General features: G+C 65.1%; 23 protein-coding genes and 1 tRNA gene. 17 read left to right on the forward strand and 7 right to left on the reverse strand.

Going from position 1 to position 26779, the window contains the following annotated elements; translation table 11 throughout:
* Positions 1-344 precede the first annotated feature (344 nt).
* The 12 genes from QXZ94_RS04585 to lepB all read left to right on the forward strand — a co-directional run bounded on the left by QXZ94_RS04585 (position 345) and on the right by lepB (position 11872).
* Positions 345-1502, forward strand: coding sequence for a tlde1 domain-containing protein (locus QXZ94_RS04585; RefSeq protein ID WP_315719431.1), 1158 nt, complete (start codon positions 345-347; stop codon positions 1500-1502).
* Between the two features lie 736 nt (positions 1503-2238).
* Positions 2239-2451 (forward strand): hypothetical protein, encoded by a 213-nt coding sequence (locus tag QXZ94_RS04590; RefSeq protein WP_315719432.1) that lies wholly within the window; start codon positions 2239-2241, stop codon positions 2449-2451.
* Between the two features lie 285 nt (positions 2452-2736).
* On the forward strand, positions 2737-2949 hold the full coding sequence (locus tag QXZ94_RS04595; RefSeq protein WP_315719433.1) for a hypothetical protein: 213 nt from the start codon (positions 2737-2739) through the stop codon (positions 2947-2949).
* Positions 2950-2979: 30 nt separating this feature from the next.
* Entirely contained in the window at positions 2980-3516 is a 537-nt protein-coding gene (locus tag QXZ94_RS04600; protein ID WP_315719434.1) for an HNH endonuclease, read from the forward strand.
* Between the two features lie 570 nt (positions 3517-4086).
* A tRNA-His gene (locus QXZ94_RS04605) sits at positions 4087-4152 on the forward strand.
* Between the two features lie 385 nt (positions 4153-4537).
* Positions 4538-5689: a slipin family protein gene (locus QXZ94_RS04610; RefSeq protein ID WP_315719435.1), complete on the forward strand. Its 1152-nt coding sequence runs from the start codon at positions 4538-4540 to the stop codon at positions 5687-5689.
* Between the two features lie 227 nt (positions 5690-5916).
* The gene (locus tag QXZ94_RS04615) at positions 5917-6204 is read left to right on the forward strand and encodes a GIY-YIG nuclease family protein (protein WP_315719436.1); all 288 of its coding nucleotides are present in this window, start codon (positions 5917-5919) and stop codon (positions 6202-6204) included.
* Between the two features lie 285 nt (positions 6205-6489).
* A complete protein-coding gene (locus QXZ94_RS04620; protein WP_315719437.1) occupies positions 6490-6621 on the forward strand; it encodes a hypothetical protein in 132 nt (43 codons plus the stop codon).
* 201 nt (positions 6622-6822) lie between these two features.
* A complete protein-coding gene (locus tag QXZ94_RS04625) occupies positions 6823-8163 on the forward strand; it encodes an RtcB family protein (protein ID WP_315719438.1) in 1341 nt (446 codons plus the stop codon).
* A 190-nt stretch (positions 8164-8353) separates the two neighbouring features.
* Positions 8354-8935 (forward strand): 2OG-Fe(II) oxygenase, encoded by a 582-nt coding sequence (locus QXZ94_RS04630; protein WP_315719439.1) that lies wholly within the window; start codon positions 8354-8356, stop codon positions 8933-8935.
* 248 nt (positions 8936-9183) lie between these two features.
* Positions 9184-10539 (forward strand): RtcB family protein, encoded by a 1356-nt coding sequence (locus QXZ94_RS04635; protein ID WP_315719440.1) that lies wholly within the window; start codon positions 9184-9186, stop codon positions 10537-10539.
* Between the two features lie 124 nt (positions 10540-10663).
* Entirely contained in the window at positions 10664-11872 is a 1209-nt protein-coding gene (gene lepB / locus QXZ94_RS04640) for a signal peptidase I (RefSeq protein ID WP_315726098.1), read from the forward strand.
* 222 nt (positions 11873-12094) lie between these two features.
* Here lepB and groL read toward each other — a convergent pair whose 3' ends face one another.
* Both groL and groES read right to left on the reverse strand, forming a co-directional pair.
* Positions 12095-13735, reverse strand: coding sequence for a chaperonin GroEL (gene groL, locus QXZ94_RS04645; RefSeq protein ID WP_315719441.1), 1641 nt, complete (start codon positions 13733-13735; stop codon positions 12095-12097).
* Positions 13736-13826: 91 nt separating this feature from the next.
* Complete coding sequence (groES, locus tag QXZ94_RS04650) at positions 13827-14141, reverse strand: co-chaperone GroES (protein WP_008969797.1); 315 nt, start codon at positions 14139-14141, stop codon at positions 13827-13829.
* A 380-nt stretch (positions 14142-14521) separates the two neighbouring features.
* Here groES and QXZ94_RS04655 point away from each other — a divergent pair, with 380 nt between their 5' ends.
* The 4 genes from QXZ94_RS04655 to QXZ94_RS04670 all read left to right on the forward strand — a co-directional run bounded on the left by QXZ94_RS04655 (position 14522) and on the right by QXZ94_RS04670 (position 20044).
* Positions 14522-14806: an usg protein gene (locus QXZ94_RS04655; RefSeq protein WP_009030613.1), complete on the forward strand. Its 285-nt coding sequence runs from the start codon at positions 14522-14524 to the stop codon at positions 14804-14806.
* A gap of 578 nt (positions 14807-15384) precedes the next feature.
* On the forward strand, positions 15385-16014 hold the full coding sequence (locus tag QXZ94_RS04660; protein ID WP_315719442.1) for a cupin: 630 nt from the start codon (positions 15385-15387) through the stop codon (positions 16012-16014).
* A gap of 155 nt (positions 16015-16169) precedes the next feature.
* Entirely contained in the window at positions 16170-18248 is a 2079-nt protein-coding gene (locus QXZ94_RS04665) for an acyltransferase family protein (protein ID WP_315719443.1), read from the forward strand.
* 422 nt (positions 18249-18670) lie between these two features.
* Entirely contained in the window at positions 18671-20044 is a 1374-nt protein-coding gene (locus QXZ94_RS04670; protein WP_315719444.1) for a tetratricopeptide repeat protein, read from the forward strand.
* Positions 20045-20088: 44 nt separating this feature from the next.
* Here the strand turns inward: QXZ94_RS04670 and QXZ94_RS04675 are convergent, their stop codons facing one another.
* Positions 20089-21339: a NupC/NupG family nucleoside CNT transporter gene (locus tag QXZ94_RS04675; protein WP_315719445.1), complete on the reverse strand. Its 1251-nt coding sequence runs from the start codon at positions 21337-21339 to the stop codon at positions 20089-20091.
* Positions 21340-21456: 117 nt separating this feature from the next.
* Here QXZ94_RS04675 and QXZ94_RS04680 point away from each other — a divergent pair, with 117 nt between their 5' ends.
* The gene (locus tag QXZ94_RS04680) at positions 21457-22683 is read left to right on the forward strand and encodes an MFS transporter (protein WP_315719446.1); all 1227 of its coding nucleotides are present in this window, start codon (positions 21457-21459) and stop codon (positions 22681-22683) included.
* Positions 22684-22918: 235 nt separating this feature from the next.
* Here the strand turns inward: QXZ94_RS04680 and QXZ94_RS04685 are convergent, their stop codons facing one another.
* The 4 genes from QXZ94_RS04685 to QXZ94_RS04700 all read right to left on the reverse strand — a co-directional run bounded on the left by QXZ94_RS04685 (position 22919) and on the right by QXZ94_RS04700 (position 26665).
* Positions 22919-23674 carry an SDR family oxidoreductase gene (locus QXZ94_RS04685; RefSeq protein WP_315719447.1) on the reverse strand — a complete coding sequence of 252 codons (756 nt, stop codon included), beginning with the start codon at positions 23672-23674 and terminating at the stop codon, positions 22919-22921.
* 45 nt (positions 23675-23719) lie between these two features.
* Entirely contained in the window at positions 23720-24478 is a 759-nt protein-coding gene (locus QXZ94_RS04690; protein WP_172113848.1) for a peptidase, read from the reverse strand.
* Positions 24479-24720: 242 nt separating this feature from the next.
* A complete protein-coding gene (locus QXZ94_RS04695; protein ID WP_315719448.1) occupies positions 24721-25569 on the reverse strand; it encodes a transglutaminase family protein in 849 nt (282 codons plus the stop codon).
* A 151-nt stretch (positions 25570-25720) separates the two neighbouring features.
* A complete protein-coding gene (locus tag QXZ94_RS04700; protein ID WP_172113850.1) occupies positions 25721-26665 on the reverse strand; it encodes an alpha-E domain-containing protein in 945 nt (314 codons plus the stop codon).
* Between the last annotated feature and the right edge of the window lie 114 nt (positions 26666-26779).

Raw genomic sequence — 26779 nt, forward strand, 5'->3', positions numbered from 1 at the left:
CTGGTTGATCTGCCGAAGCGAGAGATCATCGGCCGCCCCCCTGTATTGGAGGCCAATCGTTAACGCGACCTGCGATGTTTTACGGATTCCGGCGGCCGTCGAATGCTGCCGCCCCGGAATGCCCCGGTGCGGCATTATTGCTTCCGCCTGCAATTTTGCCCTGTTTCCGCCCTCTTTGCCGGCAAAACAGACCTTCATGGTTAACCCGCCCTTAATCCGCCAAAACTTAATCAGCATTTAACTAAAAGTCGCCTTAATGAAGCTTGGTGCTTCTGCGAGATGCAAAGCGGGTGTCCGTGACGCATCGCGTGAGAGTTTTCGAGTATTCGTTCGGGCGTGAGTGAATGAGTAAAAGTCGAGCTGCGTTGACCGCACGAAACCGCAGGAAGTCTTCCCTGGTCGCTTTCTCTCATAAATTGATCGGTGGCGCGGCGATCGCATGCCTGATCGGCGGCTGCGCCGTGACGGTCTACACCAAGATCATCGCCGCCGACGCCTATCCCACCCTTGGCAGCATCGAGCAGGACGAGCCCGTCGTGCGCCCGACGCCGCGGCTTGTGACGCGGAACGCTGCGGATGCCGTGGGGGACGCCTTCTCCGCATTTCCAGAAACTCCGGCCGTGACCACCGTCGCCGCCATCACGCCGCAGATGTTCAACGACCGGTTCGGCGCCGCCGTGCCGCAGGGCGTCGCCTCCAATGCCGCCGCCGGCGCCCCGCCGCTGCCCCGGCTCGCTGAGGCCGCGCCGCCCAAGCTGCTCGAAGCTCCGAAGGCGCCGGAGGCGCCCAGGGTCGCCGAGGCGCCGAAGAAGGACGCCCGGCCGCCGATGCAGCTGGCGCTGGCCAACACCAATTCCAAGCCGCAGGCGCAGCCGGCCACCACGCCGGCGCAGGCCGCCGAGGCGAATGCGCCGAAGAACAGCTTCTCGCTGCGCGCGATGACCGAGCGCGCCAAGGCGGCCGTGCTGTCGATCGCCGGCGAGCGTCACTCGATCCAGGAAAAGCTCTGGGGCAAGCCGGAGAGCCAGGACGGTGGCCTGCTGGCATATGCCTCGGCTGACTCCAACATCACCGCGTCGATCGCCAAGGATCCGACCCGTGGCGGCCGTCCGCCTTACGATCTGAGCACGGCGGTGTACGACATCTCGGCCAAGGCGGTGTATCTGCCCGACGGCACCAAGCTCGAGGCGCATTCCGGCCTCGGCGACAATCTCGACAAGCCGAGCTCGGAGAAGATCAAGATGCGCGGCGTCACGCCGCCGCACATCTACGAGCTGAAGCCGCGCGAGGCGCTGTTCCATGGCGTGCCGGCGCTGCGGCTCAATCCGATCGGCGGCGAGGACGCCATCCACGGCCGCAACGGCCTGCTGGCGCACACCTTCATGCTCGGACCAAACGGCGATTCCAACGGCTGTGTGTCGTTCCGCGATTACTACGCGTTCCTCGATGCCTACAAGAACAAGGGCATCCGCAAGCTCGCCGTCCTCGCCCGCATCGACTGAGCCGGGCAGGGGGCGACGTCCTCCTGTTGCGATCTCCGTCATCCCTCCAGATCTTCCCGCGTCGTCATTCCGGGGCAGCCCACAGGGCTGAGCCCGGAATCCAAAACTCTATCGGGCCTATGGATTCCGGGCGCAGCCGCGTGCGCGGCTGTCCCGGAATGACGAACTGAGTTAGCAGACCGCATCACAGTCTTGTTGCTACGAGGCGCAATGCTCCGAAGCAGCCCCGCGATCCTGCGAGAGCAATTGCGTCGCTTCGCTCGCAATGACGCGGCATGCATCGTCGTTCTCGCACCCGCTTTCGCGTCCGAGCGTTGGATCGAATCGCCCCTCGAAATTCACGAGAGGGCGCGGGGAATGCCGGGTGAGGGCCTCACCCATGGCCCGCCTGCAGAAAAAAAGCAGGCGGCAGTCACCACAGGTTCAGCCGGTCACTCCGGCATTCCCCGCGCGATGGCTTGACGGCTTATACGTGGTCTCCCTGGTGCGCCGGCTGTCTGGCCACCATCGGTCGGAGCATGTCGGGCCCCAAGACCTTGACACCAGCGTCGGGGTGTCAGGACATCACGACTTCGCCGTGCGCACCGTCTCGTTCGTCGGCATGACCGAGGTCACGCTGCGAGGCGACACGCCCACCGCATCCCGCCCTCCACGTTCGTGACGATCGCGAAGCGCCCCTCTCATGAGGACGGGACGGAGAGCAGAATGCATAAATTCCGATTTTTGGAAACAGAAAATGCGCGGCCTGTCGGACGGAGCGGCTGATCTCATTGAAGGGTTTCAACAAATGAGTTCTTCCGCGCGGGCGTTTGGCCGCCGTCCGACGGGGCTGATGAGCCTGATGATCAGGCAAAACGCACAACTGATTTGCCCGACGAGCAGTCCGGCTGTTGCCGATCTGCCGCGCTCGACCGCATCGCTATCATCTGCCATCGCCATCCGGCCTTGACGGCTTCGGAAAATTCTGCGCATAGCTCTGCCCCATCGAAAATGGGCAGCCGCTATCAGGCGCTCCCTTGAGGACCACGACCGTGTTGAGCCTAAGCTCACATCTCGCGAACACCCCCGCCAACGAACGGCCATTCACCTGGTCGCGCGGCTGGTTCGGCATGGGCGTCGCCTGTCAGGGTCCTGACAATCTCGCACTGTCCCCGGCGAAACCGGGACTTCAAATTCCAGCAGACGTGTAATTCGCGGCGGGATCCGACCCTCCGCACATCGAGCGGAGGGTCAGATGACCCGCATGACGAGCGAAGACCCTGAGATTTGCGACCACGCACGCGCGCTGTCCTCGCCGGTGGCGCTTGCCTTCGTGCGCATCGCGATGGCCTGCCGCGGCGTCAGCGAGGCAGCCGCGCGGGAGATCTATCTCGACTACATCCATGGCGCCGCGACCGCGCACGCGCCTGACGAATCCGGTCGTCCCGTCGGACATCCGCAATCATGAGCCGGCCGAGCCCGAGAAAGGAGGTCGACGATGTCAGCAACACATCCCGCGCTCGTTCTCAACGCCGACTTCCAGCCGCTGAGCTACTTTCCGCTGTCGGTGGTCAGCTGGGAGGATGCGATCCGCGCGGTGGTCAGCGGCTCTCACGTCGTGGCCGCGGAGTACGACCGGGTTGTCCGCAGCCCGAGCGTCAGCATGCGGCTGCCGTCGGTGATCGCGTTGCGCGACTATGTGAGGCCTGCGATGCGCGTGCCGTTCACGCGCTTCAACGTCTTCCTGCGCGACCGGTTCGAATGTCAGTATTGCGGTGGCCGTTATCTCCACGGCGAGCTGACCTTCGACCACGTCGTGCCGCGCGCCGATGGCGGCGAGACGTCGTGGGCCAACATCGTCGCGGCCTGCAGTCCGTGCAACGCGCGCAAGGACCGTCGCTACCTCAAGCCGCGGCGGCCGCCGTTCGAGCCGACGCGGCACGAGCTGATGGCCGCCCAGCGCCTGTTCCCGCCGAGATTCCTGCATGTGACATGGCAGGATTATCTGTATTGGGACGTGGAGCTGGAGCGGTGAAAGGGCGTGGAGCCCGGATGCGCCTGCGTCGATTCCCAAAGGGCGTCGGCGCAGGCGGCGTCCGGGTTCCTATCGGCTGCGCGTGTGAACCCGGATGTCGCTTACGCTCATCCGGGCTACGAAGTTGCGTGCCGTATCATGATCTGCATCGACACAGCGGTCATTCCGGGGCGCGCGTAGCGCGAGCCCGGAATCCATAGCCACATCTGCTCATGTGGCGCGAGATGCGAGTGGCGCTCATCTTCGTCAAATGTCCGCTCGTGGTTATGGATTCCGGGCTCGCGCTGCGCGCGCCCCGGAATGACGACGTGGCGAGATCCCGAGGTCATTAGCTGAGTTCGAGTCAAAAATATTGATGCATCTACAAACTAACACTTGCCATGTCGTATTAGTCGATCTATACGCGCGGTCCTTCGCTTCGGCCATGGGTTCGGGCTCGTTGAGATCCCGACTTGTGCGCGCCGGTCTCCGGTGGCGTATTCCGCTGAAGAGAAGATACGCGTCGAAGCTCATGGTGAGCATCGGGTGAGAGCCCGACGGCATCGGTTCGAATCCGATCGACACCACCAAGGATAGCTCAGATGGTTAGAGCAGATGACCATGAATCATCCTGTCGCGGGTTCGACTCCCGCTCCAGCGCTCCGCGCGTTAGCTTTGCAAGCTAATTTCCTCTGACGAGGACCGGACGCGCGCTTCAGTCGCGGTTCGGCCGTTCTGCTCCGGGGCAATGCCTCGGTCATGGCGACCTGATCAGGACACTGCAGAGCCGGCTCTGCGCCGCGGTGGATACCGCGTCGGATAAGGCCGGGACAGCTCGCGCATCGCCACGTCCGCTTCGGCGGCCATGAGGTGTGCGGGCGCCCGGCCGCACCCGACGCTCAAGCCGCGGCCCGCTCGGTTCAGGCAGGAAGCGCCGTCCGGTCCTCACGTCCTTTGAATTTCAAACTGCTGCGGGCGTGGGCCGGCAGCCAACAGAGCGGGGCCCGGCATCCGGCCGGACCTTGCGTGACAGGAGAGTGCCATGAGCTGGCATGTGATGATGAAGACGCAGACGGTGGCGGATGGCGAGCGGGCGCTGGTCTGGCGCGATGGCCAGCTCGTGCGCGTGCTCGGTCCCGGCCGTCATGCGCTGCTCGATCCGGTGCACCGGCTGACCGTGCAGGTGTTCGACGTGGTCAAGGCCGAATACCCGGCCGATCGTTTCGCGGTGCTGAAGGCGGCGCGGCCCGATCTCGCGGCCGAGCTGTTCGAGGCGGTGGAGACGGGCGCGAACGAGATCGCGATCGTGAGCCTCGACGGCCGGCCGGCGCACCTGCTGACGCCGTGGCAGACCCGCGTCTACTGGAAGGTGGCGACACGGGTCGAGGCCGAGCGGGTCGACATCACCAGCGACGTGCGCGTGAGCGCGCGGCATCTGGCGATGATCGAGCGCAACCGCCCGGGCATCGTGACCGAGGTCGTGGTCGAGAACCACGAGGCCGGTCTGCTCCACGTCGACGGCAAGCTGACGGAGCGGCTGGCGCCGGGCCGGCATGCGTTCTGGGCGATCGGCCGCAAGGTCGAGGTCAAGCGCCTCGATCTCAGGCCGACCGCGCTCGAGATCACCGCGCAGGAGATGCTGACCAAGGACCGCATCGCGTTGCGGGTGACGCTCACCGCGTTCCGCCGGATCGTTGATCCGGAGGCGGCGCTGGCGACGACGCCGGACGTGGATGCGTGGCTGTACCGGCTGGTGCAGTTCGCGATCCGCGAGGCGGTGGCGTCACGCACGCTCGACGAGGTGCTGGCGGCGAAGGCCTCGCTCGACGCCGAGCTGCGCGACTACGTGCGCGCGCGGCTCGACGGCTCGGGTGTGGAGGTGACGGAGCTCGGCGTGAAGGACGTGATCCTGCCCGGCGAGATCCGCGAGCTCGTCAACAAGGTGGTGGAGGCGGAGCGGCTGGCGAAGGCCAATTTGATCCGCCGCCAGGAGGAGACCGCGGCGACGCGCTCGCTCCTGAACACCGCCAGGTTGATGGAGGAGAACCCGCTGCTGCTGCGGCTCAAGGAGCTGGAGTCGCTGGAGCGCCTGGTCGAGAAGGTCGGCCGCATCGACCTGCATGCCGGTGAGGGTGCGGGCTTGGATGCGCTGCTGACGAGGCTGGTGCGGCTGAAGGCGCCGGATGCGGCGTGAGGCTGCATCGCCGAGTGACTGATGAGAAAGGCCGCCTACGGGCGGCCTTTCGTTTGTTTGTGTGATGGGAGGAGCAAGTTGCAAGTTCAACTGAGTTTCGGGAGTATGGATTCCGGGCTCTCGCTTCGCGAGCCCCGGAATGACGAGCGGATAGGGTACGGGCTCTCTCCGCCGTCATTCCGGGGCTCCCGAAGGGCGAGCCCGGAATCCATAACCACGGCTGTCCGATGGCGTACTACGTCTATCTGCCTGCGAGCAAGAAGCATGGCACGCTGTACCTTGGCGTGACGAATGATCTCGTCCGCCGGGTCCATGAGCATCGGTCTAAGGCCACGCCAAGCTTCACGTCCCGCTACGACGTCGGCAAGCTCGTCTGGTTCGAGATCTATGATGATCCAACGAGCGCCATCTCCCGCGAGAAAGAGCTGAAGAAGTGGCGGCGGGATTGGAAGATCAGGCTGATCGAGGAGCAGAACCCGAGCTGGGATGATCTGTATCCCGGAATCTGTAGATGAGCAGCTCGGCTCAAATCCTCATAATGAGTATGGATTCCGGGCTCAGCCGCTGCGCGGCTGCCCCGGAATGACGGGAGGAGAGAGTACGTGGTCTCTCCGCCCGTCATTCCGGGGCTCGCGTAGCGAGAGCCCGGAATCCATAGCCACGATCCTTAGTGATGAGGTCGATCGAAGCCACATCGCAATGATTTCCGACGAGCTGCACCATCGTCACTTTACAAGTCCAAAAACACCCTGTATCTGCACGCGCCAACTTCCACGCGGTTGATCCGCAGCGAGAGACCCATGTCGTATCCGACCCCACGCCACATCAAGGACAGCGCGCTGCCGCAATCGCGGCGCCGTGAGCTGGTCCTGCGCGTGCCGGCGGTCTCCGCAGCCAACGTGCTACCCGTCAATATCAGACTGATAGCCTAACGCGGCAGCGGGATCGTCCCTCTGCCGACCCGGCCAGAGCGACGATCATCCCGAGACTGGGCTCCCCACGCGGAGTCTCCCTCAACTCAGATCCACCTCCTGGCCTGCACAACCCGCTTGCGCGACGGTTCGCGCGAGCGTCGATGGCGGAAGCACCGTGTTGGTGCTCCGCGTCCTGATGCGAGCAAAGAGGAGGATCCGATGCGAGCCGATCCCTACAAAGACCGTGCGCGAGAGTTGGCCGTCGAGGCCGGGCTCGATCCGGATGCGCGGGTCGAGCGGCCCGGCCAGCGCTCGATGCCGTTGTGGTGCACCTTCCGCGACGCCGCGCGCAAGGAGCAGCTCGCGCGCGAGGCCGCGGCGCTGCCCGACACGGTGGCCAACCGGCCGCAGGCGGCGCAGTACCAGAACAGCCCGCTGAAGGTTTTCGGGACGCATGAGGCTGCCACGATCGCGCAGATGAAGAACTGCATGGCGGTCGGCAATGCCGTCGCCGGCGTGATCTGTGCCGACGGTCATCTCGGCTACGCGCAGCCGGTCGGCGGGGTGATCGCCTATGAGAAGCAGATCAGCATCTCCGGCGTCGGCTTCGACATCGGCTGCGGCAACATGGCGGTGCGGCTCGACACGCCGTTCAGCGCGATCGAGGACAAGGTCGGCGCGATCATCAAGGACGTGTCGAAGGTGATCTCGTTCGGCGTCGGCCGCAAGAACGCCGAGCGCGTCGAGCATGAGCTGTTCGATGATGCCGATGCGTGGCGGGAGTCCGACATGGACGCCTACCGGCAGAAGGCGGTCGGGCAGCTCGGCACGGTCGGGTCGGGCAACCACTATGTCGATCTGATGCGCGACGAGGACGGCTTGGTCTGGATCGGCGTGCATTTCGGTAGCCGTGGTCTCGGCCACACCTCGGCGACGCGCTACCTCAAGGCCGCCGGCGGCAAGGACGGCATGAACGTGCCGCCCGCCGTCGTCGACGAGGACTCGGAGGTCGGGCAGCGCTACATCGCCGCGATGCAGCTCGCCGGGCGCTACGCCTATGCGGGCCGCGAGTGGGTGGTGGAGCGCGTGCGCCAGATCATCGGCGGCGCGGTGACCGACAGCGTGCACAACCACCACAACTACGCCTGGCGTGAGACCCACGACGGGCGCGATCTGTGGGTGGTGCGCAAGGGCGCCACGCCGGCCTTTCCGGGGCAGCGCGGCTTCGTCGGGGGCTCAATGGGCGACGACGCCGTCATCATCGAGGGCGTCGAGTCGGAGGAGGCGAAGGCGTCGCTGTACTCGACGGTGCATGGGGCCGGGCGAATGTTCGGGCGGCGTGAGGCAAAGCGGCGCTTCACCCGCGACGAGATGGACGCCTGGCTGCAGAGCCGCGGCGTCACCCTGATCGGCGCCGACCTCGACGAGAGCCCGATGGCCTATCGGCGCCTGCCCGAGGTGCTGGCCGAGCACGCCGGCTCGGTGAAGGTGGTGCACACGCTGCGGCCGTTCGCGGTCGTGATGGCCGGCGAGGGCGAGTTCGATCCGTTCAAGGATTGAGCGCGTCCTCGTTCTCCCCTCGTCATTCCGGGGCAGCCCGCAGGGCTGAGCCCGGAATCCATAACTACGAGGGGAGTTGAACGAACGGGAGCGCCATTTGCATCTCGTACCACACGAGCGGCAGTGGCTATGGATTCCGGGCTCGCGCTGCGCGCGCCCCGGAATGACGGCGGGAATGGAGGATATGATGATGACCGAGCTCACTTGGCACGCTGACGACATCGAGACGATCGCGAGCTTTCTGTCGGCCGAGGAGTGCGATGACTACATCCGCTGGGGTGAGGCGATCGGCTTCGGGGATGCGCCGATCTCGACCTCGATGGGTATGATCATTGCCAAGGACGTGCGCAACAATGAGCGCGTCATGGTCGACGACGCCGAGCGGGCGCAGAGTCTCTATGCACGGCTCGCCGGTCATCTCGCGCCGTCGTTCCAGCATCGCTGGCAGCCGGTCGGGCTAAACGAGCGGTTGCGGCTGTATCGCTACGACGTCGGCCAGAAGTTCGATTGGCATCGCGACGGCCATTTCGCCCGCGACAACGGCGAGCGCAGCCTGTTCACCTTCCTGATCTATCTCAACGATGATTTCGAAGGTGGGGCCACCTCGTTCTGCGACGACACGGGCCTGATGCCGGAAGGTCCGCTCCGCATCACCCCGCAGCAGGGCATGGCGCTGCTGTTCCACCACCCGATCATGCATCGCGGCGATCGGGTGACGCGGGGACGTAAATACGTGCTGCGGACCGACGTGATGTACCGGCGTGCGAGGTGAGACGCCAAACTCTCTCCTTGTCATTCCGGGGCAGCCGCGCAGCGGCTGAGCCCGGAATCCATAACCCCGATCGGGGATGTGGCGAAGACAGGCGCCACGGCCATCTCCGTGCCTCATCTCTTGCTGTGGCTATGGATTCCGGGCTCGTCGCTTCGCGCCGCCCCGGAATGACCGCGGTCGGAGTGTCGCGTGTGAACGCGATTGCGACCTGCGGCAACAAACGAATCCGACCGAACGCGAGACCTGCCATGATCGACGGAAACACTCTGATCGCCTGGGGCTTCAAGCCGGGCCGCTGGTTCAAGGACGCGCTGGCGACCGCGAACGCGCTGCGCGCCGAGGGTGCCGATGATGACGCGATCTTCGTCGCGTTGCAGGCGCTGCAGCCGGCGGAGGCGTTGATGCGCACCAATGGCGTGCCGTTTGCGATGCTGATCGAGGCCGAGAACGAGCTCGAGCGTGCCAATGTCGCGGCGGTCGCGCAGCACATGGATGCGCTGATGCGGGTGCCGACCATCGTGGCCGGCGCCGTGATGCCCGACGCCTGCCCGTCGGGCACGGCGCTCGGCACCATTCCCGTGGGCGGCGTGGTGGCGTGCGAGGACGCCATCCATCCCGGCTTCCATTCGTCTGATATCTGCTGCTCGGTGGCGGTGACCGTGTTCGCGCGCAAGGACGATCCCAAGCGCATCCTCGATGCCGTTCACGCGGTGACCCATTTCGGTCCCGGCGGCCGCGACCGGCTGCACCAGCCGCCCGACGAGGTGATGCAGGGTTTCGACACCAACCCCTTCCTCAAAGGTCTGGAGCGCTTCGCCGTCGGCCATTTCGCCACGCAGGGCGACGGCAATCACTTCGCCTTCGTCGGGCATCTCAAATCGACCGGGCAGGCCGCGCTGGTGACGCATCACGGCTCGCGCGGCTTCGGCGCGCAGCTCTACAAGCGCGGCATGGCGGTCGCGCGCAAACACACCGCGATCCACGCGCCGAAGGTCCCGGAGCACAGCGCCTGGATCAGGGCGTCGAGCGACGACGGCCGTGCCTATTGGGAGGCGCTGCAGGTGGCGCGGTTGTGGACCAGGGCCAATCATCACGCGATCCATGATCTCGCAGCGGCCAAGCTCGGCAATGCCGTCGCCGACCGGTTCTGGAACGAGCACAACTTCGTCTTCCAGAAGAGCGATGGCCTGTACTACCACGGCAAGGGAGCAACGCCGAACTGGTCCGGCTTCTCGGCCGACGATGACGGCCGCACCATCGTGCCGCTCAACATGGCCGAGCCGGTGCTGATCATCAAGCATCGCGACAACAAGGACGCGCTCGGTTTCGCGCCGCACGGTGCCGGCCGCAATCTCGGCCGCAAGGCATTCTTGCGCGAGCATCGCCCCGACCTTCCCGAGGGCATCGACGCGCGGTTCTATTGCGGCAAGCCCGACCTCTCGGAGCTGCCGCAGGCCTACAAGAATGCGGCGTCAGTACGCGCGCAGATCGCGCGCTTCGGGCTCGGCGAGGTCGTCGACGAGGTGATCCCCTACGGCTCGATCATGGCCGGCGACTGGGAGGACGACGCGCCGTGGCGGAAGAAGCGATCGGTGCCGTCGTAGGCGGGCTCTGCCCGTGCAATAACCTTTGCGCTTTCGCTTGCGCGCGCGGCATGATTGACCGCAATCATGTCGCGCGCGGCTCAAGTGAAGCTGTGCCGAATGAGGATGATCCATGTCCGATAGCATGTCCGTGACGACGCCCGAGGGATCGCCGTTCGTGTCGGTGTGGCTGCACCCGCGGCGCACGATTGCGCGCATCGTCGCGCGGTTGCCGCATCCGCTCGTTGTGCCGCTCGCGGTTGCAGGCGGGGTCGCCTCGGCCATCAACACGGTGCTCGGCTTCGGGACGGCGAACGATCTGTTCGACTGGCGCGCGCTCCTGTTCTGCTTGGCGATCGGGGGCGCGCTAGGCGTGATCAATCTCTATGTCCTCGGCGCGATCGCTGCATGGTTGGTGCGTCGACTGGGCGGCCAGGCGTCGGCCGCGGCGATGCGCGCAGCCCTCGCCTTTGGCGGACTGCCGATGATTCTCGGCGGCGTCGCGATCGTTGCGGCATCAGCGAGCGCGGGCCAGGTCTCCGGCGTCTCGATGCCGTTGCAGATTCTGGGCGCCATCTGCGGCCTCTGGGCGATGGCCGTGACCGCAGCGATGATGGCCGAGGTCGCAGGCCTCCGTCTTTGGCGGGGCATCCTCACCTATGCCGTTGCGGCGCTGCTGGTGCCGGCGCTCGGCGCGCTGGCCGTCAGAACCTTTGCCTTCCAGCCGTTCAGCGTGCCCGCCGCCTCGATGATGCCGACCCTGCTGGTCGGCGACAACGTGTTCGCGACGAAATACGCCTATGGCTACAGCCGCTATTCGCTGCCATTCGCGCCGCCGCTGTTCGCGGGGCGCATCTTCGGCGCAATGCCCGCGCGCGGCGACGTCGTCGTCTTCCGCCTGCCGCGAGGCGAAGGCGGCGTCGACTACGTCAAGCGGGTGGTCGGCCTGCCCGGAGATCGCGTCCAGATGCGCGACGGCGTGCTTCATCTCAACGGACAGCCGGTCGCGCGCGAGCGGCTGGCCGATGTCGCGGGCGAGGAGGCTTGTGCGGGAAGTTCGCGTCCGGCGAAGCGCTGGCGGGAGACGCTGCCGAACGGCGCGAGCTATGAGACGATCGATTGTCTCGACCACGGCGCCTTCGATGAGACGAACCCGACCACCGTTCCGGCCGGACATCTGTTCATGCTCGGCGACAACAGGGACAATTCGACCGACAGCCGCATGTCACAGATCGGCGCGATCCCGGTCGAGAACCTCATCGGCCGCTTCGGCATGATCTTCTTCTCGGGGGCCGGCGGTGTCGACGAAGGACCACGGGCCCGGTTCGAGCGGATCGGGACGATGGTGCGCTGAAGCACGCGCCGGCGTGAGGTCGGCAGAGTGTGCGGAAAGCGGCCGCTGAAAGGCGGCAGCGTGCCCGCCATCGTCCTGCAAACTCATCAGCAAGATGGTGGGCATGGCGCCACCCGTTCGCGCCTGCGGCGACGGCGTGGCCGCCTTTGCCCATTCTACACGTCCAAAGCAAAAAGGGCGCAGCTTGCGCTGCGCCCTTGGTATTCGCGTTGGGAGCCGGACTTAGAAGTCCATGCCGCCCATGCCGCCGCCCGGAGGCATCGCGGGGCCGCCGGCGTTCTTCTTCGGCAGCTCGGCGACCATCGCCTCGGTGGTGATCAGCAGGCCGGCAACGGAGGCCGCGTTCTGGATCGCGGCGCGCACGACCTTGGTCGGGTCGATGATGCCCTTGGACACCATGTTCACGTAGTCGCCCGACTGCGAGTCGAAGCCGTACGCATACTGCTCCTTCTCGAGGATCTTGCCGACGATGACCGAACCGTCCTCGCCCGCGTTGATCGCGATCTGGCGGGCCGGGGCGGAGAGCGCCTTGCGGACGATCTCGATGCCGGTCTTCTGGTCCTCGTTCTTGGCGCGGACGCCCTTGAGCTGCTCGGAGGCACGGAGCAGGGCGACGCCGCCGCCCGGCAGGATGCCTTCCTCGACAGCCGCGCGGGTCGCGTGCATCGCGTCATCCACGCGATCCTTGCGCTCCTTCACCTCAACCTCGGTCGCGCCGCCGACGCGGATCACCGCGACGCCGCCGGCGAGCTTGGCCAGACGCTCCTGCAGCTTCTCGCGGTCGTAGTCCGAGGTGGTCTCCTCGATCTGCGCCTTGATCTGCTGAACGCGCGCCTCGATGTCGGCCTTCTTGCCGGCGCCGTTGACGATCGTGGTGTTCTCCTTGTCGATCATCACCTTCTTGGCGCGGCCGAGCATGGAGAGGTTGACGTTCTCGAGCTTGATGCCGAGGTCTTCCGAGATCGCCTGGCCGCCGGTCAGGATCGCGATGTCCTGCAGCATGGCCTTGCGGCGGTCGCCGAAGCCCGGAGCCTTGACGGCAGCGACCTTCAGGCCGCCACGCAGACGGTTCACGACCAGGGTGGCCAGCGCCTCGCCCTCGACGTCCTCGGCGACGATGACCAGCGGCTTGCCGGTCTGCACCACGGCCTCGAGCAGCGGCAGCAGCTCGTTCAGCGAGGACAGCTTCTTCTCGTTGATGAGGATGTAGGCGTCGTCCATCTCAACGCGCATCTTGTCGGCGTTGGTGACGAAGTAGGGCGAGATGTAGCCGCGATCGAACTGCATGCCCTCGACGACGTCGAGCTCGGTCTCGAGCGACTTGGCTTCCTCGACGGTGATGACACCCTCGTTGCCGACCTTCTTCATGGCGTCGGCGAGGAACTTGCCGATCTCGGAGTCGCCGTTGGCGGAGATGGTGCCGACCTGGGCGATCTCGTCGTTCGACGTGACCTTCTTGGAGTTCTTGACGAGATCGGCGACGACCGCCTCGACCGCGAGGTCGATGCCGCGCTTCAGATCCATCGGGTTCATGCCGGCGGCAACCGCCTTGGCGCCTTCGCGCACGATGGCCTGGGCCAGCACGGTCGCGGTGGTGGTGCCGTCGCCGGCCGCGTCAGCGGACTTCGAGGCGACTTCGCGCACCATCTGCGCGCCCATGTTCTCGAACTTGTCGTCGAGCTCGATCTCCTTGGCGACGGTGACGCCGTCCTTGGTGATGCGGGGAGCGCCGAACGACTTGTCGAGGACGACGTTGCGGCCCTTCGGACCGAGCGTGACCTTCACGGCATTGGCGAGAATGTCCACGCCGCGCAGCATGCGGTCGCGGGCTTCGACGCCGAACTTTACGTCTTTCGCTGACATATTGGGTTTCCCTGAGTTGAATTGTCTGTCTCACCCCTTGGCGAGGCGCCCGCAGGCGCGCTCCTCAGGGTGAGCGTTGTGCGAGCTTGGATCAGGCGGCCTTCTTCTTGGCGCCGACGTCGGTCAGGACGCCCATGATGTCGCTTTCCTTCATGATCAGCAGCTCCTGGCCGTCGATCTTGACCTCGGTGCCCGACCACTTGCCGAACAGCACGCGATCACCGACCTGGACGTCGAGCGGGACCAGCTTGCCGCTCTCGTCGCGAGCGCCGGGGCCCACCGCGATCACTTCGCCCTGCGAGGGCTTTTCCTTGGCCGAGTCGGGGATGATGATGCCGCCAGCGGTCTTCTCTTCGGCGTCGATGCGCTTGACCACGACGCGGTCGTGAAGCGGACGGAAAGCCATACAGTCCTCCTAAGCAATTGAAGCGATTGTCAGTTTCTGGAGATTTGGCAGTCGATGCCGGCGAGTGCCAGCACGCGGGCTGGATTTAGGGGAGAGTGTCCAGCCGGGCAAGGCCTTGTAGCAGAAAAATTAGCAGTCAACTGCGCGCTCTGCCAAAGCGTTCCGATAGCGTTAACACGAGCGGAACGAAACGCGAAACACCGTATTAGCACCTGGGCTAAGTGGCTGCTAATGCAGCATTTTTCAACATGCCGTTAAACATTTAAGCTTGAGATGGGTTGAGGACATGCGTCACATTTCTTTTGCAGTGAGCGCATCTTTGCCGGGTGGCTCCATCCCGGTTGCCACGCGGACATGCGCTCCAGAAACGGAGGGTTGGCATGGTGTCGAGGGTTGAGGTTTCCGAGGACTTTCGGAAACAGGTGCTGGGTTATGGGCTGACGACCGCGCAGATCCTGTATCGGATGCCGGACCATCGCTCGCTGCTGCAAACCTATGTCTGGCAGAACTACGACCTGTTTCCGAAATTCCCGGCGCTGCAGGATTTCCTGGCGTTCTGGCAGGAGAAGATCGAGGGCCCGCTGCACTCGGTGACGGTGGCGCATTCGAAGCTGATCAAGCCGGCCGAACTGCGCGCCGTCGACGGCGTGTTCCGGCTGCATTGAGCTGAAGGGCACCGCAGCCGTCCCACCACCGGTGTCATTCCGGGGCGCGCGTCAGCGCGAGCCCGGAAACCATCGGGCGGCATAACGCGCGGAGGAATGGATTCCGGGCTCGTGCTTCGCACGCCCCGGAATGACGGCCGTTTTTTGCAGCGGCTCCTGAGCTTTTCCAATGTGGGTGCTTGCCCTGCGTCGAGCTCGCCGCCGTCCCACCACCGGTGTCATTCCGGGGCGCGCGTTAGCGCGAGCCCGGAATCCATCGGGCGGCATCATCTGCGGAGGAATGGATTCCGGGCTCGTGCTGCGCACGCCCCGGAATGACGACCGTTTTTTGCAGCGGCTCCTGAGCTTTTCCAATGTGGGTGCTTGCCCTGCGTCGAGCTCGCCGCCGCCCTATCACCGGTGTCATTCCGGGGCGCGCGTCAGCGCGAGCCCGGAATCCATCGGGCGGCATAACGCGCGGAGGAATGGATTCCGGGCTCGTGCTGCGCACGCCCCGGAATGACGACCTTTGTGGGAGAAGCTGCTGAGGTTCGACAACATGTGCTACCCTCGTGATGAGGACTCGCAGGGAGAGCACCATGGCCAGCAAGAGCCGTACGACAAAATCAGTATCACGCGCCGCCACCAAGGCTGCGGCGCTGAAGATCAGTAAGGGCAGCAAGACGGCGGCGAAGGCGCCCGCCAAGGCCAGCGCAAAGGCCATCGCCAAGACCATCGCCAAGACGCTTGGCAACACGCCCGCCAGGCCGGGCAGGGCGGCCGCGCCGTCCGCGCGCAAGGCGCTCGTGAGCAAGGGGCGGCCGGCGCCGGCGCCGCGGCGGCCGAAGCAGAAGGTCGCGATCTCTCACCACCGCGAGGAGGACTTCAAGGCCGACGGCCTGCGTGCCTATGCGCATTATCGCGATCTCGGCATCGCCGCCGCCACCCATGGCCTCGCACGCGCGCATGTCATCCGCATGCTGCCGCCGTGCAATCCGCAGGAGGTGTCGAAGCTGCACACCCATGCCGTCGACTTCCAGATGGTCTATGTGCTCAAGGGCTGGGTGAAGAGCTACCTGGAAGGCGTTGGCGAGACCCTGATGAAGGAGGGCAGCTGCTGGACGCAGCCGCCGAAGATCCGGCACATGATCCTCGACTATTCCGACGACGTCGAGCTGCTCGAAGTGATCCTGCCGGCCGACTTCAAAACCGTCGAACTTACGACGTAAAGGCGACAGAAACGGATGGAAACATTTCACGCGCGATGGACGGCGGCCGTCGCGCGTGTGTGTTGACGTCCAGTCCCGCGTGATGGGGACGGACGGGCCGGCGACGGATGCGGAGCGGCGTTCGGCGCGGGCTTGTGTAAGGCGTATCCGTCCCGTTGCCCTCCTTCGTCGTTCAATACGCTCCCACGGCCAAGCGCGCGCCACGGCTGCATGCGCCCGCGCAGCCCGGTGTTGCCGGCTCGACCGCAGCGTCAGCTCCCGCGCATCGTGAGGACATCGACTGGCTCCGCGCCATCGCGGTGCTCGCCGTCATCGGCTTCCACTTCGAAGCGCCCGCCATCTTCGGCGGCTTCGTCGGTGTCGACATCTTCTTCGTGATCTCCGGCTATCTGATCACCGGCATCATCACGGCCGAGATCGCCAAAGGGCAGTTCTCGTTTGCCGGCTTCTATGAACGGCGCGTGCGGCGACTGCTGCCGGCGCTCTATGTCATGGTGGCGTTTGCCGCGATCCCGGCATCCTGGGATCTGCTGAGCTCGGAGCGCGCCGAGTTCTCCCGCTCGGCCATGGCCGTCGTCACCTTCACCTCGAACATCTTCTTCTGGCAGCAGTCCGGCTATTTCGACCATGCCGCGGTGGAGAAGCCGCTGCTGCACACCTGGTCGCTCGCCGTCGAAGAGCAGTTCTATCTCGTGCTTCCCGTGGCGATCTGGGGCGTGTTGCGGATCGCGCGCGGCCGCCGGCTGGCGCTGCCCGTCACGCTGCTGCTGCTTGCGGCCGGCTCGTTCGCGCTTGGCCTCATGCTGATGCGAGGAGGCGCCTCCGCGAGCGCCTTCTTCCTGAGCCCGCCGCGGGCCTGGGAATTCCTGCTCGGCAGCCTCGTTGCTGTCTCCGGCCTTCCGGCTCCGCAGGCCGGCCTGGTCCAGCGCTCGACCCGCATGCTGTCGCTGCTGCTGATGGCGGTCCCGATCCTGTCGCTGCGCCCGGGGCCCGGCTTTCCCGGCATCAACGCGCTCGCGCCGTGCCTCGGCGCCGCGTTGTTCTTGTGGAGTGGCGCCGGTGTCGCCAACGTGCCGCGCAGCCGGCTATCGCCGCTCGGCGTGGCGGCGTTCGTCGGCCGCATCTCCTACTCGCTCTATCTCTGGCATTGGCCGTTGTTTGTCTTTGCGCGCTTCGCCAAGCCCGGCCTTGCGCTCGATGGTTGGGAACGGGCGGTCGTGTTCGCCCTCACAGTCGCCCTGGCCACGCTGTCCTGGCGATTCATCGAGCAGCCGTTTCGCCAGCGTCAGCTCGCCGCGACGCCGCGCGCGGCCTTCGCTCTCGCCGCACTCGCGAGTGTCGCGCTACTCGCCGGCAGCGCGACGGCTCTGCTGCCTGCCGGCGCCACCTCGGATGCGGACCGCGCAGCCCAGCGCCTCGACGCCTACAACGGCTACGACATCAAGCCGGTCTATCGTTACGGCAGCTGCTTCACGACCCCGGACGGGCGGGTACCCGACGACTGCCTGCGTCATGTCGACGGCAAGGCCAATGTGCTGCTGTGGGGCGACAGCTATGCCGCGCACTATTATTACGGCCTCAAGGCGCAGCTCGATCCGGACGCCGTCAACCTCATGCAGGCGAGCCAGCCGACCTGCATGCCGACCTTCAGCGCCGAGACGCAGGGCGTCGCCGCCTGCCGCGCCCTGGCCAGCCAGATGCGCGACTATCTCGCCTCGAACCGGCCCGATCTCGTCGTGATGTCGGCGGACTGGCTCGAGGATGCACGCCCGCCGCGCTTCGCCGGCATGGTTCGCGACCTCCGGCAGACGCTGCGGCGTCTGAACGAGAGGGGCATTCCGGTGGTGCTGCTCGGCCCTTCCGTGCAATTCCGGGCGCGGTTACCCTCCATGCTGGCCCGCGCCATGCTGCGCGGAGTAACGCCGGATCCAGCGGACTTTGTGCGCTCGGACATCTTCGCGCTGGACCAGGCCATGCAGGCGGCGCTGCCGGCGGGCGAGGGTTTTTCCTATATTTCAATCCTGACGGCTGCTTGCGAGGGCCGGGTTTGTCCATTGATGGCGAACGACGTTCCGCTGTCTTTCGACCATGCGCATCTCACCGCCGAGGGTTCGGTGCATGTGATGGCGAAGATTGCGCCGAATCTTCTGCCGGGTGCGAGCGAGCTTGGCTCCAATCAGCGCGCGGACGACCGCGCCCGTCAGGCCGGCCGCGAGCGAGCACGCGACGATTGATCCGAAGAAGGCCAGGCCGCGCAGTGGATCGCGGGAAGGCGCTGGTCCTACGAAATCGGGCAGTTACCGATCCGCTGCGTTCGGCGCTAAAGCAGCGGGCGGCGCAACTCCTCAAAACAATCCGCGATCATCCAAGCGCGAGGCGGCTCGGGGATCAGATCTGCTCTCTGGGGATGGCAGAATGCGCTGAAGATGCCCGGACGAAAAGGTGTATCCGGTCTTCTCAAAATCTCAAGTTGCGTATCATGTGATCGTGCGATTAGGATGCTTGAAGATTGATGCAGCGAGACGGCATCATGTCCAGCTCCCGATCTTTCATTCCGTGTCCGCAAGGCCGGAGACAGACGTTCAGCGTGCCGGCCCGGAAGGCGCGGCTCTCGCGGCCAATCCCTCCTCAAAAAGGCCGGAGTACAATCCTGGACGTGCTGGGATATGTCTATGAGCACTTCTCAACAATCGTAGCGAAATTGCTGGGAGCATCTGCAGCTCTCCTGTTGGTGCTGATCGTGGTTCGGGGGCTCATGCAACATGCTCTCGTCATTGACCAGATTGCTGTGCCAAAGGTCCTCGCCGATCGAGGCTATTCATCGGATGTCGCTGCGCATCTTTTGCGTGATAGTATCTTGAAGTACCTCAACTCGGTTGAGACTCGTGTGGAGCGGTCGCAAGTCGCGCTTCATGGAGAACTGCCAAATATCGTCGTGCCCACCGTCGGAATCTCCATTGATGCGGTGCTGTCATACGTACGATCGCTATTCCGGAGCACGCGAAGCCAATCGGTAAGTGGTGAATTCGTGGTCAACCAAGGCAAGCTTCAGCTCCGGCTCAGGATCAACGGGCAGCAATTCTATGAGCGCGATGCGGATGAATCCGAAGATCCGGAGAAAATCATCGCTGCGGCAGTTACAGAATTGATGAAGAGAACCCGGCCATATCTGGCGGCTTTATATCTTGCGTCCAACAAGGAGATGGACGCCGCACTCGATCTGGCCGAACAGATCATCACCGAGGATCCAAATAGCAAAGACGTTGCCTGGGCCTACAATTTGAGGGGTGCAATTCTCCATCAGCGAAAGGAAGACGATGCTGCGATAGAAGCGTTGAATATTGCTATCGCGCTCAACCCAAATTTTGCTGCAGCGCATTTGAATCTGAGTAACGTGCGGCGGGACGCAAAGGACATGGACGGTGCGCTGAGTGAGGCTCGCGCGGCTGTTCGGGTGGATCCGACATATTATCTCGCGCACGATCAGTTGGGTCGGCTTCTAAGGCGAGCTAACAGACTCGACGAGGCTCTCGGTGAGCACAGGACGGCGGTGAGACTAAAGCCGACCGACGCGGCCGTTCACAACAACCTTGGACTTGCATTGATAGCGTCAGGCAAGAAGTCTGAAGGCGTTGAGGAATACAAGAAGGCAATACGCTGGGATCCGGCTTTCGCAATAGCCCATCATAATTTGGCTATTGCTCTCGAGGGAGACGGGAAGATCAAGGATGCGATTGAAGAAAATCGGAAAGCGACAAAGCTCGATCCTGCATTCTCAGACGCCCACAATGGCTTGGGTGACCTGCTCATGCGGGAGCATCTGATCGACGAGGCAATCGTCGAATACCGTGCGGCCGCCGACTTCGAAAAAGGGAGTGAGAAGTATAACGTCAATCTCGGACGTGCGCTGAATCAAGCGGGCAGAGTTGGTGAAGCCGTCGAAGTGTTTCAGTCCGTATTGACCATCAACCAATTCAACGAGGAGGCCAAAGGGTATTTGAGCCTTCACGCTCCGGACCGCTTGAAATAGTCCGGTTCTGTCGCGAGGAGGTGCTGTCGAATGACGGCCTTCGGTCAGGTCAACACCCCGACAATCGCGCCCATCAGGCAGGTGGTAAGGGTGCCCGAGACGATTGACTTGAGGCCGAGCGCGTTGATCTCGTCGCGGCGCGTCGGCGCCATCGTGCCCAAGCCGCCGATCATGATGCCGAGGCTGGCGAAGTTGGCGAAGCCGCACATCGCATACAGCATGATCAGCCGCGCCCGCGGGTCGAGCGCGGCAGGGTCGAGCTTCGCCAGCTCGACATAGGCGATCAGCTCGTTGAGCACCGTCTTGGTCCCCATCAGACTGCCGGCGGTGACGGCCTGCGACCAGGGCAGGCCCATCAGCCAGCACACCGGCGCCATCAGGAGGCCGAGCAGCCGCTGCAGCGAGATGGCGGCGCCGCCGACGGCCGGCAGCAGCGACGGGATCGCGTTCGCAAGATAGACCAGCGCCACCAGCACCAGCAGCAGCGCGACGATGTTCATCAGGAGCTCCAGCCCGGCGCTGGCGCCCTTGACGATGGCGTCCATCGTCGAGGAGGCCTGCATGTCCGGATCGCCGAGCGCGCCGCCGGTGAGCTGTTTCGAGGTCTCCGGCACCATGATCTGGCTGATCAGGATCGAGGCGGGCGCGCCAAGCACCGAGGCGATGACAAAATGTGCGGCGGCGTCGGGAATGAGCGGCGCAAGCAGTGTCGCGTACAGCACCAGTACGGTGCCCGCGATACCGGCCATGCCGCCGGTCATGACCAGGAACAACTCGCTCCGCGTCATCTGCGCGAGATAGGGGCGGATGAACAGCGGCGCTTCGACCATGCCGAGAAAGACGTTGGCGGCGGTGGAGAGGCCGACGGCGCCGCCGACGCCGAGCGTCCGCTCGAGTAGCCAGGCCATGCCGCGCACCAGAGGCGGCAGCACGCGCCAGTAGAACAGCAGCGTCGTCAGCACGCTCATGACCAGCACGATCGGCAGCGCCTGGAAGGCGAGCACGAAATCGGCGCCGGGCGCCTTGAGGTCGAACGGCAGGGCGCCGCCGCCGACATAGCCGAACACGAACGACGTCCCCGCGCGCGAGGCCGCGGAGATGGCGCCGACCGCGTCGTTGATGGCGCCGAAGGCGCGGGCGACGGTGGGGACCTTGAGCAGGACGAGCGCCGACAGGATCGTCACCACCAGCCCCAGCGCGGCCTGCTTCAGCGAAACGGCCCGCCGGTTCTCGCCGAGCGCCCACGCGATCGCAAGCAGCGCGACGATCCCGAACGCCGATTGCAGCTGAAGCATCAGATCCCCCGAACCGATGGCATTATGAGCTGATGGAACAGCCCCGCGCAATGCCGTGCGGCCATGCGGGGCTCGCGATTGACAAGCAGTTGGGCCTGCGTCACGCAAGGCGCCATCATGTCCACCACCGCTCCGACCGGCGCGCAGGATCTCCTGAAGCAAGCCGCGTTCCTGTTCTTCCTGTCGTCACGCAGCCTGTCGCGGTTCGCGAGCCAGATCGCCGCGGTGGCGATCGGCTGGCAGATCTACGATCTCACCGGGCGCGCCTTCGATCTCGGCATGGTCGGGCTGATCCAGTTCCTGCCGACGGCGCTGCTGGTATTCGTAGCCGGGAGCGCCGCCGATCGTTATCCGCGCAAGCGCGTGGTGCAGCTGTGCCAGCTCGCCGAAGCGATCACCGCGCTCTATTTGTGCTGGGGGGCGTATGCCGGCCAGCTCGCCGAGCTGCAGCTGTTCGCGGCCGTGTTCGTGCTCGGCATCGCCGGTGCGTTCGAGAGCCCGGCCACCGCCGCGCTGCTGCCGCTGATCGCGCCGGCAGGCACGCTGCAGCGGGCCAGCGCGCTGTCGAGCGGCGCGGCGCAGCTCGCCACCATCGCCGGCCCCGCCATCGGCGGCTTCGCCTATGCCGTCGCGCCTGGGCTGCCCTACGGCATCATGATGCTGTTCTGGCTCGGCGGCATGGCGCTGACCGGCCTGATGCAGGTGCCGGATGATGTGCCGGCCGAGCGGCTCGACGGCGGCAGTGCCGACCTGTTTGCCGGCGTCCGCTTCATCCGCGCCAATCCGGCCATTCTCGGCACCATCTCGCTCGATCTGTTTGCGGTGCTGCTCGGCGGCGTCACGGCGCTGCTGCCGATCTATGCGCGCGACATTCTGCAGACCGGGCCGTGGGGGCTCGGCGTGTTGCGCGCCGCGCCTGCCGTCGGCGCGCTGATGATGACGGCGGTGCTGGCGCGCTACACGATCCGTCGCCGCGTGGGACTGCGGATGTTTCAGGCGGTGATCGTGTTCGGCGCGGCGACCGTCGTGTTCGCCGTCTCGCACGTGATGTGGATCTCGGTGCTGGCGCTCGCCATCCTCGGCGCTGCAGACACGATCAGCGTCGTCATCCGCTTCTCGCTGGTGCAGCTCGCCACGCCGAACGAGATGCGCGGCCGCGTCGGCGCGGTGAACTTCCTGTTCATCAACGCCTCCAACCAGCTCGGCCAATTCGAGAGCGGCTTCACCGCCGCGCTGCTCGGCGCCATGCCCGCCGCCGTCCTCGGCGGTGTCGGAACGATGGCGATCGCGCTGGCGTGGATGAAGCTATTTCCGGAGCTCCGGAAGGTCGAGCGGCTGGAGTAGGGCCTTTCGCTCTCTTCGTTCACGCCGGGACGCGCGCAAATCTTTCCGCCGTCATTCCGGGGCATCGCGGAGCGATGAGCCCGGAATCCATAGCCACAACAAGTTGTGAGGCGAAGATCGTCGCCACTGCCATCTCCCGCCACGTCACCGCCTGCGGCTATGGATTCCGGGCTCGCGCTGCGCGCGCCCCGGAATGACGAGGGGAGAGAGCAGGGGCGCGATCGCGACGAGCTCGTCAGCCTCGGCCGACGAACGGCATTTTCGTCGCCATCACGGTGATGAACAGCACGTTGGCACTCAGCGGCAGGCCGGACATGTAGACCACGGCGTCGGCGACCGCCTTCACGTCCATGCGTGGTTCCGGCATCATGCGGCCGTCGGGCTGCAGCACGCCGCCGACCATGCGCTCGGTCATCGGCGTCTCGGCATTGCCGATGTCGATCTGGCCGACGGCGATGTCGTAGGCGCGGCCGTCGAGGTTGGACGCTTTCGTGAGGCCGGTGATCGCGTGCTTGGTGGAGGTGTAGGGCGAGGAGAACGGCCGCGGCGCATGCGCGGAGATCGAGCCGTTGTTGATGATGCGGCCGCCGCGCGGGTTCTGGTCCTTCATGATGCGGAAGGCGTGCTGCGTGCACAGGAACGGCGCGGTGAGGTTGGTCGCGACCACCGACTGCCACTGCTCCATGGTGAGGTCCTCGAACGGCACCGGCGGCGCGCCCATGCCGGCATTGTTGAAGAGAACGTCGAGCCGGCCATAGGTCGACTTGACCGTGTCGAACAGCGCCGCGATCGAGGCGGGGTCCATCATGTCGGCCGAGACGGGCAGGCTCATGCCGGCCGGGCCGAGCTTGGCGGTCTCCTCCAGCATCTCCTTGCGGCGGCCGGCCAGCACCACGGTGAAGCCTGCGTTCATCAGCGCCAGCGATGTGGCGCGGCCGACACCCGTGCCTGCGCCCGTCACCAGTGCGATCTTCTTTGCCGCTTCAGCCATGAGTCCTCACCTTCAGTGGTTTTGCAGTTCGCGTGATCTGCAGTTTCAGTGTTTTGATTCGCTTTGAGTCTTATAGGGCGGCCTTGGAATGTTGTTATGCGCCGCGCGCAAGGCCGCCGACCAGCGCGAGCGGAGATCGTGGAAATAGGGCTCGCCGGCCTCGATCCGGTGATTGAGGTCGGCCTCGCAGGCTTCGGCGCGCACCACCAGCACGTCGATCGGCATGCCGACGCCGAGGTTCGAGCGCATCGTCGAATCCATCGAGATCAGGCCCGTCTTCAGGGCATCGTAGAGCTCGACATCGTAGTGCATGGCGCGGTCGAGCACCGGCTTGCCGTATTTGTGCTCGCCGATCTGCAAATAGGGCGTGTCGGTGGTGCATTCGATGAAATTGCCGGCGGTGTAGACCATGAACAGCCGCATCCGCGAGCCCTTGATCTGGCCGCCGAACAGGAAGGACACGTCGAACGAGATATCCTCGGCCTTCAGCGCCGGCCCTTCGGTCGCGTGAACCATGCGGATCGCCTTGCCGATGCGCTGGGCTGCCTGGAACATGGTCGGCGCGTTCATCAGGGTCTCGACGTCGCCGGTCTCCGGGTCTTCGATGCCTTCGGTCAAGGTCGACAGCACGGACTGGCTGATGGCCAGATTGCCGGCACTGGCGATCGCCAGGATGCGCTCGCCCGGATTGGAGAAGATGTGCAGCTTGCGGAAGGTCGAGACGTTGTCGAGACCGGCATTGGTTCGGGTGTCCGCGATCATGACGAGCCCGTCACGCACCAGAATTCCGCAGCAATACGTCATCGTCGTCCCCTCGAGCCAGAGCGCGAATTAGTAGCGAAATTCGGTGGCGCGTCCAACCCCGCCGAGACGGTGGTGGCTCCGGCGAGCCGCTGCTCCACGATAGGTCGTCATTCCGGGGCGGCGCGCAGCGACGAGCCCGGAATCCATTGTCCCGCGTGCTCCGTCGCCCGATGGATTCCGGGCTCGCCCTTCGGGCGCCCCCGAATGACACCGCTGGGAAGGCTGCGGGCGCGTTCCGGAATTCAGGACTGGCGCTGCGACTGCGATTGCGACTGGCCGCCGCGGCCGACCTGCTCGACCTTGACCTTCACGGTGAGGGTCTCGGTGCCGCCGCCATAGCGGGTGCCGCGCACCGGGGCGGCGCCGAGATAATCGAGCCCGATCGCGACCCGCACATGCGCATCCGTCGTGCAGATGCAGTTGGCGGCGTCAAATCCGACCCAGCCGAGATCCGGAATGAAGGCCTCGGCCCAGGCATGGCCGGCCTCCTGGTGCACTGCACCATCGGAGCGCAGGAAGTGCCCGGAGACGAAGCGGGCCGGGATGCCCGCGGCGCGCGCGCTGGCAATGAAGATGTGGGCGTAGTCCTGGCAGACGCCGCGCTTCAGGACGAAGGCCTCCGCCGCCGAGGTGCCGCTATGGGTCGGGTCCTCGTCGAAGGTCATGTGCTCGTAGACCTGCATCATCAGCGTGTGCAGGAAGCCGAGCACGTCGCTTTCCGACTCCGCGCGCAGATCCCGCACGATGCCGGCCATGGCCGCATTGGCCGTGGTGAGCGGGGTCTGCCGTAGGAAGAAGCTCGGCGGAAACCGCTCGTCCGCGCCCTTCAGCACACCGCCGGTGTCGTGCGTCTCCACCAGGCCTTCTGCCGTGATGGTGAGGTCCTCGAGCGGTCCGTGGGTGATCACGTGGGTGACGTTGCCGAACGCATCCTCATGCATGTCGAGACGTGAATCGGTCGACACGTCGATCTGCCATTCCGCCACATATTGGCCGTCATGGCTGCCGGGCGTCATCCGGATGATCTGGATGGCGCCGGTCGCCGCCGGCTCGTAGCGGTAGGTGGTGGAATGAGAGATACGCAGGCGCATGGTCGTGTCCGATGGGATGCCGGTCAATCCATCGTCATGCCCGGGCTTGACCCGGGCATCCACGCGCGTCTCACCGGGAGAACAAGGAAGACGTGGATGGCCGGGTCAAGCCCGGCCATGACGACGGCCGAGAACTTTTCACCTTACTCGATCAGATCAGATATTGCTTGGTGATGATCTCTCCCAGCCGCGAATTGTCCGAGATGAACTCCTGGATGAACTCGTGCACGCCGCGCTGGAAGATGTCGTCCATGTTGGAATGCTCGAGCCGGTTGCGCACGCCGCGGGCATGTCGCTGCGACGGACCCTGGCGGCCATAGGCCACGCCGATCTGGTCGAGATTGCGGACGAGATTGCCGTAGCAGCTGGCGAGCGAGCGCGGCAAGGTGTCGTTGAGGATCAGGAGGTCCGCGATCAGCCAGGGTTTCAGCGTCTCGCGATACACCCAGTGATAGGCGGTCAGCGCCGACACCGAGCGCAGGATCGAGGTCCACTGATAGTAGTCCAGCGGGCCGCCGACATGCTCCTCCTCGGGCAGCAGCACGTGATATTTCACGTCGAGAATGCGCGCGGTGTTGTCGGCGCGCTCCAGATGCAGGCCGAGCCGCGAGAACCAGTAGGCGTCGTTGCGCAGCATGGTGCGATAGGCCGAGCCGTCGAAGCGCAGCGAGGTCTCCTGCACGAAGCGCAGGAAGCGCGCCAGCTCCTCGCGAGTCTTCGTGCCCTTGCTCCAGACCTCCTGCAGCTCGATCCAGGAGCCGTTGATGGTGTCCCACATCTCCGAGGTCAGCGCCGTCCGCACCGAGCGCGCATTGAGGCGGGCGGCCTCGATGCAGTTCTTGATCGAGGACGGGTTCGACTGGTTGAACGAGAGATATTCGACGACGTTCTGCTCGTTGGCCTCGGAGTAGGCCTCATAGAAGCTGGCGCTGACGCCGGCGGTCAGCAGCGCCGATTCCCATTCGTTGGTCTTGCCGATATAGGCGGCGGGAAGCGCGGTGACGCGCAAGGTGGCGTCGATGGTGCGGGCGAGATACTCGGCGCGCTCGACATAGCGGGCCAGCCAGTACAGGTTTTCGGCGGTGCGCGACAGCATGGGCAATCTATGAGGTGCGGAAGAGACGGTGCGCTCCCTCTCCCCGTTCTTTACGGGGAGAGGGTTGGGGTGAGGGGCAGCCGCACGGGTGGTGCGAATTGATAGACCTGTCCC

This window comes from Bradyrhizobium sp. SZCCHNS2022 (assembly GCF_032377575.1).
In the GTDB taxonomy this organism is placed as follows: domain Bacteria; phylum Pseudomonadota; class Alphaproteobacteria; order Rhizobiales; family Xanthobacteraceae; genus Bradyrhizobium; species Bradyrhizobium aeschynomenes.

What these genes read in the sequence shown, in the direction of transcription:
- QXZ94_RS04685 (WP_315719447.1), bottom strand. Translation starts at nt 23,674, where the DNA reads ATGGCTGAAGCGGCAAAGAAGATCGCACTGGTGACGGGCGCAGGCACG.
- QXZ94_RS04700 (WP_172113850.1), bottom strand. Translation starts at nt 26,665, where the DNA reads ATGCTGTCGCGCACCGCCGAAAACCTGTACTGGCTGGCCCGCTATGTC.
- groES (WP_008969797.1), bottom strand. Translation starts at nt 14,141, where the DNA reads ATGGCTTTCCGTCCGCTTCACGACCGCGTCGTGGTCAAGCGCATCGAC.
- QXZ94_RS04695 (WP_315719448.1), bottom strand. Translation starts at nt 25,569, where the DNA reads ATGCGCCTGCGTATCTCTCATTCCACCACCTACCGCTACGAGCCGGCG.
- QXZ94_RS04655 (WP_009030613.1), top strand. Translation starts at nt 14,522, where the DNA reads ATGGTGTCGAGGGTTGAGGTTTCCGAGGACTTTCGGAAACAGGTGCTG.
- QXZ94_RS04585 (WP_315719431.1), top strand. Translation starts at nt 345, where the DNA reads ATGAGTAAAAGTCGAGCTGCGTTGACCGCACGAAACCGCAGGAAGTCT.
- QXZ94_RS04690 (WP_172113848.1), bottom strand. Translation starts at nt 24,478, where the DNA reads ATGACGTATTGCTGCGGAATTCTGGTGCGTGACGGGCTCGTCATGATC.
- QXZ94_RS04635 (WP_315719440.1), top strand. Translation starts at nt 9,184, where the DNA reads ATGATCGACGGAAACACTCTGATCGCCTGGGGCTTCAAGCCGGGCCGC.
- QXZ94_RS04610 (WP_315719435.1), top strand. Translation starts at nt 4,538, where the DNA reads ATGAGCTGGCATGTGATGATGAAGACGCAGACGGTGGCGGATGGCGAG.
- groL (WP_315719441.1), bottom strand. Translation starts at nt 13,735, where the DNA reads ATGTCAGCGAAAGACGTAAAGTTCGGCGTCGAAGCCCGCGACCGCATG.
- QXZ94_RS04630 (WP_315719439.1), top strand. Translation starts at nt 8,354, where the DNA reads ATGACCGAGCTCACTTGGCACGCTGACGACATCGAGACGATCGCGAGC.
- QXZ94_RS04675 (WP_315719445.1), bottom strand. Translation starts at nt 21,339, where the DNA reads ATGCTTCAGCTGCAATCGGCGTTCGGGATCGTCGCGCTGCTTGCGATC.
- QXZ94_RS04615 (WP_315719436.1), top strand. Translation starts at nt 5,917, where the DNA reads ATGGCGTACTACGTCTATCTGCCTGCGAGCAAGAAGCATGGCACGCTG.
- QXZ94_RS04660 (WP_315719442.1), top strand. Translation starts at nt 15,385, where the DNA reads ATGGCCAGCAAGAGCCGTACGACAAAATCAGTATCACGCGCCGCCACC.
- lepB (WP_315726098.1), top strand. Translation starts at nt 10,664, where the DNA reads ATGTCCGTGACGACGCCCGAGGGATCGCCGTTCGTGTCGGTGTGGCTG.
- QXZ94_RS04590 (WP_315719432.1), top strand. Translation starts at nt 2,239, where the DNA reads ATGCGCGGCCTGTCGGACGGAGCGGCTGATCTCATTGAAGGGTTTCAA.
- QXZ94_RS04595 (WP_315719433.1), top strand. Translation starts at nt 2,737, where the DNA reads ATGACCCGCATGACGAGCGAAGACCCTGAGATTTGCGACCACGCACGC.
- QXZ94_RS04625 (WP_315719438.1), top strand. Translation starts at nt 6,823, where the DNA reads ATGCGAGCCGATCCCTACAAAGACCGTGCGCGAGAGTTGGCCGTCGAG.
- QXZ94_RS04600 (WP_315719434.1), top strand. Translation starts at nt 2,980, where the DNA reads ATGTCAGCAACACATCCCGCGCTCGTTCTCAACGCCGACTTCCAGCCG.
- QXZ94_RS04620 (WP_315719437.1), top strand. Translation starts at nt 6,490, where the DNA reads ATGTCGTATCCGACCCCACGCCACATCAAGGACAGCGCGCTGCCGCAA.
- QXZ94_RS04680 (WP_315719446.1), top strand. Translation starts at nt 21,457, where the DNA reads ATGTCCACCACCGCTCCGACCGGCGCGCAGGATCTCCTGAAGCAAGCC.